Genomic DNA, 6866 nt, shown 5'->3' on the forward strand with positions numbered 1-6866 from the left:
TCCTCGCATCGCCATGGTTTCCCGGGGAGCCGGCCAGCGGCCGGCACTACCCTGGGGATCACGGTTGTGCGTGGAGCCGGCCAGCGGCCGGCACTACCTGGATCTCGGTTGTGCGTGGAGCCGGCCAGCGGCCGGCACTACCGCGCCCCCCCGCCAGAAACCCGACGCGGCCCGGGCCGGTCATTCAGGCACGCCCTTTGCATGTAGCCAGGAAGCAATCCAATGGAGCTTCCCCTCGTGGCCGCAGCCGCCGACAAAACCAAGAAATCCGCCGACAAGGACAAGGCTGCCAAGCCGCGTAGTCCGATGTTGATCACCGCCCTGGTGGCCGTGCTGGCCGCTGGCGCCGCCGGCGGCGGTGCGTGGTATTTCGCCAGGTCCTCCCAGCACGACAGCACCGCGGCCAAGCCGGCGGCGACCAAGGCCGTGCCGGCACCGGCGCAGTACTTCGGGCTGGAGCCGCCGTTCGTGGTCAACCTCAACAGCAGCTTCGACGGCCCGCGCTACCTGCAGGTGGAAGTGCAGCTGATGACCCGCGATCCGGTTGCCCTGGAAGCGATCAAGCTGCATGCCCCGGCCATCCGCGCCAAGCTGCTGATGCTGTTCTCCCAGGTCGAGCCGAACCAGATCGCCGACCGTGCCGGCAAGGAGCGCCTGCAGGCCGACTCGCTGGCCGAGGTGCAGAAGCTGCTCAAGGCCGAGACCGGCAAGCCCGGCGCCGACGAACTGCTGTTCACCAGCTTCGTCACCCAGTAAGGGCATGCCATGAATGACCTGCTTTCCCAGGACGAAATCGATGCGCTGTTGCACGGCGTGGATTCGGGTGCGGTCGAAACCGAAGTGGACGCCGCGACCCCCGGCGAAGCCCGCAACTACGACTTCGCCAGCCAGGACCGCATCATCCGCGGGCGCATGCCGACCCTGGAAATGGTCAACGAGCGCTTCGCCCGCCTGTGGCGGATCGGCCTGTTCAACCTGATCCGGCGCTCGGCCGAGCTGTCGGTGCGCGGCATCGAGCTGATCAAGTTCAACGACTACATGCACTCGCTGTACGTGCCCACCAACCTCAACCTGATCCGCTTCAAGCCGCTGCGCGGCACCGGGCTGATCGTGTTCGAGCCGACGCTGGTGTTTGCGATCGTGGACAACTTCTTCGGCGGCGACGGGCGCTACCCGACGCGTATCGAAGGCCGCGAGTTCACCGCCACGGAAATGCGCGTCATCCAGCTGCTGCTCAAGCAGACCTTCGCCGACCTGCGCGAGGCCTGGGCGCCGGTGATGGATGTCGAGCTGGAATACATCAACTCGGAGATCAACCCGCACTTCGCCAACATCGTGACGCCGCGCGAGTACGTGGTGGTCTGCCGCCTGCACGTGGAGCTGGACGGCGGCGGCGGCGACATCCACGTCACCCTGCCCTACTCGATGCTCGAGCCGATCCGCGAACTGCTCGATGCCGGCATCCAGAGCGATCGCAACGACCGCGACGCCAGCTGGGGCGTGATGCTGCGCGAGCAGCTCAACGTGGCCGAAGTCACCCTGTCCAGCGTGCTGGCCACCAAGCGCATGAGCCTGCGCGACCTGACCCGGCTGAAGATCGGCGACGTGCTGCCCATCGAACTGCCCAAGCAGGTGCCGGTGTGCGTGGAGAACGTACCGGTGTTCACCGGTGAGTTCGGCGTCGCCAACGGTTTCAACGCGGTGAAGATCACCGCCACCCATCCCCCGGGCACCCGCCCGCGCGTTCCCGTACTGCAGGAAGACCCGCAATGAACGATATCGACACCCACGAACCGGCCCCGGCGCAGTTCACCCAGCTGCAGTCCGAGGACACCACCGTCGGCGACGAGCTCAACCTGGACGTGATCCTGGATGTGCCGGTGACGCTGTCGCTGGAGGTGGGCCGCGCCCGCCTGCCGATCCGCAACCTGCTGCAGCTCAACCAGGGCTCGGTGGTGGAACTGGAACGCGGCGCCGGCGAATCGCTGGACGTGTTCGTCAACGGCACCCTGATCGCCCACGGCGAGGTGGTGGTCATCAACGATCGTTTCGGCGTGCGCCTGACCGACGTGGTCAGCCCCAGCGAACGGATCCGGAGACTGCGTTGATCGCATCGCTGCTCATCGCCGCCGGCGTGCCGGCGACCAAGGTCGGCCAGCACGCGGCCGCCGCACCGAGCATGTTCGGTGCGGTGCTGGCGCTGCTGGCGGTGCTGGCGCTGATCGTGGGCCTGGGCTGGGTGCTCAAGCGCATGCCCGGCAGCGGCTTCCGCCCGGCCGAGGGCATGCGCGTGGTGGCCAGCCTCAACGTGGGCGCCAAGGAGCGCGTGGTGGTGGTGGAGGTCAACGGTGAACAGCTGCTGCTGGGCGTGACCGCCGGCGGCATCAACACCCTGCACCGCCTGCCCGAGCCGCTGCCCGCCCCCACCCCGGCGCGCCTGCCCGACTTCAAACACCTGCCGAATTTCGCCCAGCTGCTGCAACAGCGGCTGCGCAAGGAAACCTGATCATGCGTGGCCCGAACGCTTCCTGGACCCGTTACCTGCCGTTGCTGCTGCTCCTGCTGCTGTGCGCCCTGCCGGCGCTGGCCATGGCCGCCCCCGGCGCGCCCGGCACCCCGGCGCTGCCGGATGTGAATGTCGGCAAGATCGGCGGGCAGGCCGTCAGCCTGCCGCTGCAGACCCTGCTGCTGATGACCGCGATCACCCTGATCCCGTCGATGCTGCTGGTGCTGACCGCCTTCACCCGCATCATCATCGTGCTGGGCCTGCTGCGCCAGGCGCTGGGCACCGGCCAGACGCCGTCCAACCAGGTGCTGCTGGGCCTGGCCCTGTTCCTCACCGCGATGGTGATGCTGCCGGTCTGGCAGAAGGCGTGGGGCACCGGCATGGCGCCCTACCTCAATGGCGAGATCGACTTCCAGACCGCCTGGACGCTGACCACCGCACCGCTGCGCGGCTTCATGCTGGCGCAGATCCGCGAGACCGACCTGATGACCTTCGCCGGCATGGCCGGCCACGGCACCTACGCCAGCCCGGACGCGATCCCGTTCCCGGTGCTGGTGGCCTCCTTCGTCACCAGCGAACTGAAGACCGCCTTCGAGATCGGGTTCCTGATCTTCATCCCGTTCGTGATCATCGACCTGGTGGTGGCCAGCGTGCTGATGTCCATGGGCATGATGATGCTGTCGCCGATGCTGGTCTCGGCGCCGTTCAAGATCCTGCTGTTCGTGCTGGTCGATGGCTGGGTGCTGGTGGTGGGCACCCTCGCCGCCAGCTTCAATCCGGTCTGAGGGCGCTGCGATGACCCCCGAACTTGCCCTGACCGAACTGCGTGGCGGCCTGATCGTCGTGCTGTGGGTCGCCGGCCCGCTGCTGCTGACCGTGCTGATCGTGGGCGTGGTGGTGGGCGTGGTGCAGGCCGCCACCCAGCTCAACGAGCCCACCATCGCCTTCGTGGCCAAGGCCGCCGCGCTGACCGCCGTGTTGTTTGCGCTGGGCAGCCTGCTGATCGGCCAGCTGGTGGAATACACCACGCTGTTGTTCCAGCGCATCCCGCACCTGATCGGGTAGCGCGGCCATGGATTCCGCCACCCAGATGGCTGCCGACGGCCTGCAGGCCTTCGGCATGATCGGCACCGTGCTGTGGACCCTGCTGCGCATCGGCGCGGTGGCCATGGCGATGCCGATGATCGGTACCCGCGCCGTGCCCGGCCGGGTGCGTGTGGTGCTGGCCGGCGCGCTGGCGGTGGCGTTGTCGCCGATGCTGCCGCCGGTGCCGGCGTGGACCGGCTTCGATGCCGCCACCGTGCTGAGCATTGCCCGCGAACTGGCGATCGGGGTGTCGATCGGCTTCCTGCTGCGGCTGGTGTTCGAGGCCGGCGCGATGGCCGGCGAACTGGTCGCCCAGGGCACCGGCCTGGCCTTCGCCCAGATGAGCGACCCGCTGCGCGGTGGCAGCTCGGGCGTGATCGGGCAGTGGTTCTACCTGCTTTTCGGCCTGCTGTTCTTCGCCAGCAACGGCCACCTGGCGCTGATTTCACTGCTGATGGACAGCTACAAGGCGGTGCCCATCGGCACCGCGCTGCCGGATGTGGACGCCTTCCTCGGCGCGGCCCCGACCTTCGCCCTGCAGGTATTCCGCGGTGCGCTGGGGCTGGCGCTGCCGCTGACGGTGGCCATGCTGGCCATCAACCTGGCCTTCGGCGTGCTTGCCCGCGCGGCGCCGGCGCTCAACCCGATCCAGCTGGGCCTGCCGGTGGCGCTGCTGCTGGGGCTGTTCCTGCTGACCGTGCTGGCCGGTGAAATGGGGCCGCCGGTGCAGCGTTTGTTCGATGCCGCCTTCCAGGCCGCCGACGGCATCACCCACTGACACGGCCGCGCGCCCCGTTGCGCCCTGCTGCCCTGGACACTTGCGAGCCCCCCCGGCCATGGCGTTAGGCTGTGGCTGCCACGCGCCGGCCCGGGCGTGGCGGCCGCGCTCGCCGGGGACAGGCGCGCGTGGCCTGGATGCCGCACTGTCATTGCAGTTGCGCTGGCCAAGGAGAGTCATCGATGCTCGACGGCAACTACACACCGTGGTTGGTCGTGGTTTCGCTGCTGGTCGCCATGCTTGCCTCGTTCACCGCGCTGGACATGGCCCATCGCATCACCACCGCCGCCAGCGCGCGGCTGAGCCTGGCGTGGCTGGTGGGCGGTGGCTGCGCGATGGGCCTGGGCATCTGGTCGATGCACTTCATCGGCATGCTGGCCTTCCGGCTGCCGATCCCGCTGGGCTACGACGTGGGCTGGACCGGCATCTCGCTGCTGGCCGCCGTGGCCTCCTCGATCTTCGCGCTGTGGCGGGTCTCCCGGCCCACCCTGCCGCATGCGCGCCTGGCACTGGGCGCGCTGCTGATGGGCAGCGGCATCGCCTCCATGCACTACCTGGGCATGGCCGCCATGCGCATGCAGCCGGGCATCGACTACCACCCCGGCTGGGTAGCCGCCTCGCTGCTGGTGGCCGGTGCCGCGTCGTGGGCGGCGCTGTACCTGGCCTTCCGGCTGCGCCACCCCCAGCGCCGGCTGCAGCACCGCATGCTGGCGGCAGCGCTGCTGGGCAGCGCCATCGTGGGCATGCATTACTCGGGAATGGCCGCCGCCCGCTTCCCGGCCGGCAGCGTGTGTGGCGCGGCCGCCGGCGATGGCCTGCAGACCCAGTGGCTGGCCGCGCTGGTGATGGTGCTGGCCACCGCGATCCTGGGCGTGGTGCTGCTGGTGTCCTGGCTGGACCAGCGCATGCAGGCCCAGCTGCTGCGCGTGCGCAACGAGACCCTGCGCAGCTCGCTGGACGATGCCCAGGCCGAGCTCACCCAGGCCGCGCTGCATGACCCGCTCACCCGCCTGCCCAACCGCCTGCTGCTGCAGCAGCGCATCGAGCAGGCGCTGGCCGATGCCGAGCAGCGCGGCGGCCGCTTCGCGCTGATGTTCATGGACCTGGACGGGTTCAAGCAGGTCAACGATGCCTACGGCCACCAGACCGGCGATGCCCTGCTGGTGGCGGTGGCCGAGCGCACCCGGCACCTGCTGCGCCCGGCCGACGTGCTGGCCCGGCTGGGCGGCGACGAGTTCGTGCTGGTGGTACGCATCGACAATGACGAGGACATCGCCACGCTGGCCAACCGCATCCTCCAGGCCGTGGGCGGCGGCCCGCTGCTGGCCGACCACGAGTTGCAGGTGACCGCCAGCATCGGCATCGCCCTCTGCCCTGACCACGCCGCCAGCGAACGCCAGCTGATGGCCTTCGCCGACGCGGCCATGTACCAGGCCAAGGAAGCCGGCCGCAACGCCTACGCGGTGTTTGCCGAGTGGATGAACGACAGCGCCGCCCAGCAGTTCCAGCTGCTGGCCGACCTGCGCCGGGCGATCGGCACCGACCAGCTGCGCCTGCATTACCAGCCCAAGATCCGCGTGGCCGGCCAGGCGGTGAGCGGGGCGGAGGCGCTGATCCGCTGGTGCCACCCGCAACAGGGGCTGATTCCGCCGGACCGCTTCATCCGCCTGGCCGAACGCAGCGGGGTGATCAACGACATCGGCCGCTGGGCGCTGGATGAAGCCTGCCGCCAGCTGCGCCAGTGGCACGATGCCGGGCACGAGGGCTGGTCGATGTCGGTAAACCTGTCGCCGATCCAGTTCAGCGCCCCGCACCTGCTGGAGGAGGTGCGCCAGGTGCTGCAGACCCATCGCCTGGAGCCGCGCCGGCTGGTGCTGGAGATCACCGAAAGCACGGTCATGCGCGACACCGACGCCAGCCTGAAGCTGCTGCAGGCGATGGCCGGCCTGGGCGTGGGCATCTCCATCGACGACTTCGGCACCGGCTACTCAAGCCTGCTCTACCTCAAGCGCCTGCCGGCCACCGAGATCAAGATCGACCATGCGTTCGTGCGCGACCTGGAAAACAGCGCCGAGGACGTGGTGATCGTGTCGGCCATCGTCGCCCTGGGCCATGCGCTGGACATGGACATCGTGGCCGAAGGCGTGGAAACCGCCGGCCAGCGTGCCTACCTGGAACGGCTGGGCTGCGATTACCTGCAGGGCTACCTGCTGGGGCGCCCGGTGGAGGCCGAACGCTTCATGCAGTTGCACGACCACAAGCGCCCGCGGGTGGAGATGGCTGCCGGCTGGAAGGCGCAGGCGCGGCCCGGCGCATCGGCGGGGTAGCCGCGGCTCTCGACGCCCCGGTAGTGCCGGCCGCTGGCCGGCTCCCCACGAACCCCAACGCCCCGGGTAGTGCCGGCCGCTGGCCGGCTCCTCATGAACCCCGACGCCCCGGGTAGTGCCGGCCGCTGGCCGGCTCCTCATGAACCCCAACGCCCCGGGTAGTGCCGGC

General features: G+C 69.4%; 8 protein-coding genes. All 8 read left to right on the plus strand.

Annotation, left to right across the window (positions count from 1 at the left end):
- The first annotated feature begins 222 nt into the window (after positions 1-222).
- The 8 genes from RSA25_RS18480 (at position 223) to RSA25_RS18515 (ending at position 6697) form a co-directional block, all read left to right on the plus strand.
- Positions 223-756: a flagellar basal body-associated FliL family protein gene (locus RSA25_RS18480; protein ID WP_332810291.1), complete on the plus strand. Its 534-nt coding sequence runs from the start codon at positions 223-225 to the stop codon at positions 754-756.
- A gap of 9 nt (positions 757-765) precedes the next feature.
- On the plus strand, positions 766-1773 hold the full coding sequence (gene fliM / locus RSA25_RS18485) for a flagellar motor switch protein FliM (protein ID WP_332810292.1): 1008 nt from the start codon (positions 766-768) through the stop codon (positions 1771-1773).
- Positions 1770-2108, plus strand: coding sequence for a flagellar motor switch protein FliN (fliN, locus tag RSA25_RS18490; RefSeq protein ID WP_332810293.1), 339 nt, complete (start codon positions 1770-1772; stop codon positions 2106-2108). Before fliM ends, fliN begins: the two co-directional genes overlap by 4 nt.
- The gene (gene fliO / locus RSA25_RS18495; protein WP_332810294.1) at positions 2105-2506 is read left to right on the plus strand and encodes a flagellar biosynthetic protein FliO; all 402 of its coding nucleotides are present in this window, start codon (positions 2105-2107) and stop codon (positions 2504-2506) included. The genes fliN and fliO overlap by 4 nt, the downstream gene beginning before the upstream one ends.
- 2 nt (positions 2507-2508) lie before the next feature.
- Positions 2509-3291 carry a flagellar type III secretion system pore protein FliP gene (fliP, locus tag RSA25_RS18500; protein ID WP_332810295.1) on the plus strand — a complete coding sequence of 261 codons (783 nt, stop codon included), beginning with the start codon at positions 2509-2511 and terminating at the stop codon, positions 3289-3291.
- Positions 3292-3301: 10 nt separating this feature from the next.
- A complete protein-coding gene (locus tag RSA25_RS18505) occupies positions 3302-3571 on the plus strand; it encodes a flagellar biosynthetic protein FliQ (protein WP_038688486.1) in 270 nt (89 codons plus the stop codon).
- A gap of 7 nt (positions 3572-3578) precedes the next feature.
- The gene (fliR, locus tag RSA25_RS18510) at positions 3579-4370 is read left to right on the plus strand and encodes a flagellar biosynthetic protein FliR (RefSeq protein WP_332810296.1); all 792 of its coding nucleotides are present in this window, start codon (positions 3579-3581) and stop codon (positions 4368-4370) included.
- Between the two features lie 182 nt (positions 4371-4552).
- Positions 4553-6697: an EAL domain-containing protein gene (locus RSA25_RS18515; protein WP_332810297.1), complete on the plus strand. Its 2145-nt coding sequence runs from the start codon at positions 4553-4555 to the stop codon at positions 6695-6697.
- Positions 6698-6866 lie beyond the last annotated feature (169 nt).

Origin of the sequence: Stenotrophomonas sp., from assembly GCF_036662295.1 — a bacterium.
In the GTDB taxonomy this organism is placed as follows: domain Bacteria; phylum Pseudomonadota; class Gammaproteobacteria; order Xanthomonadales; family Xanthomonadaceae; genus Stenotrophomonas.

Coding starts and splice junctions, on each gene's coding strand:
- RSA25_RS18480 (WP_332810291.1), top strand. CDS start 223: ATGGAGCTTCCCCTCGTGGCCGCAGCCGCCGACAAAACCAAGAAATCC.
- fliM (WP_332810292.1), top strand. CDS start 766: ATGAATGACCTGCTTTCCCAGGACGAAATCGATGCGCTGTTGCACGGC.
- fliN (WP_332810293.1), top strand. CDS start 1,770: ATGAACGATATCGACACCCACGAACCGGCCCCGGCGCAGTTCACCCAG.
- fliP (WP_332810295.1), top strand. CDS start 2,509: ATGCGTGGCCCGAACGCTTCCTGGACCCGTTACCTGCCGTTGCTGCTG.
- RSA25_RS18505 (WP_038688486.1), top strand. CDS start 3,302: ATGACCCCCGAACTTGCCCTGACCGAACTGCGTGGCGGCCTGATCGTC.
- fliR (WP_332810296.1), top strand. CDS start 3,579: ATGGATTCCGCCACCCAGATGGCTGCCGACGGCCTGCAGGCCTTCGGC.
- RSA25_RS18515 (WP_332810297.1), top strand. CDS start 4,553: ATGCTCGACGGCAACTACACACCGTGGTTGGTCGTGGTTTCGCTGCTG.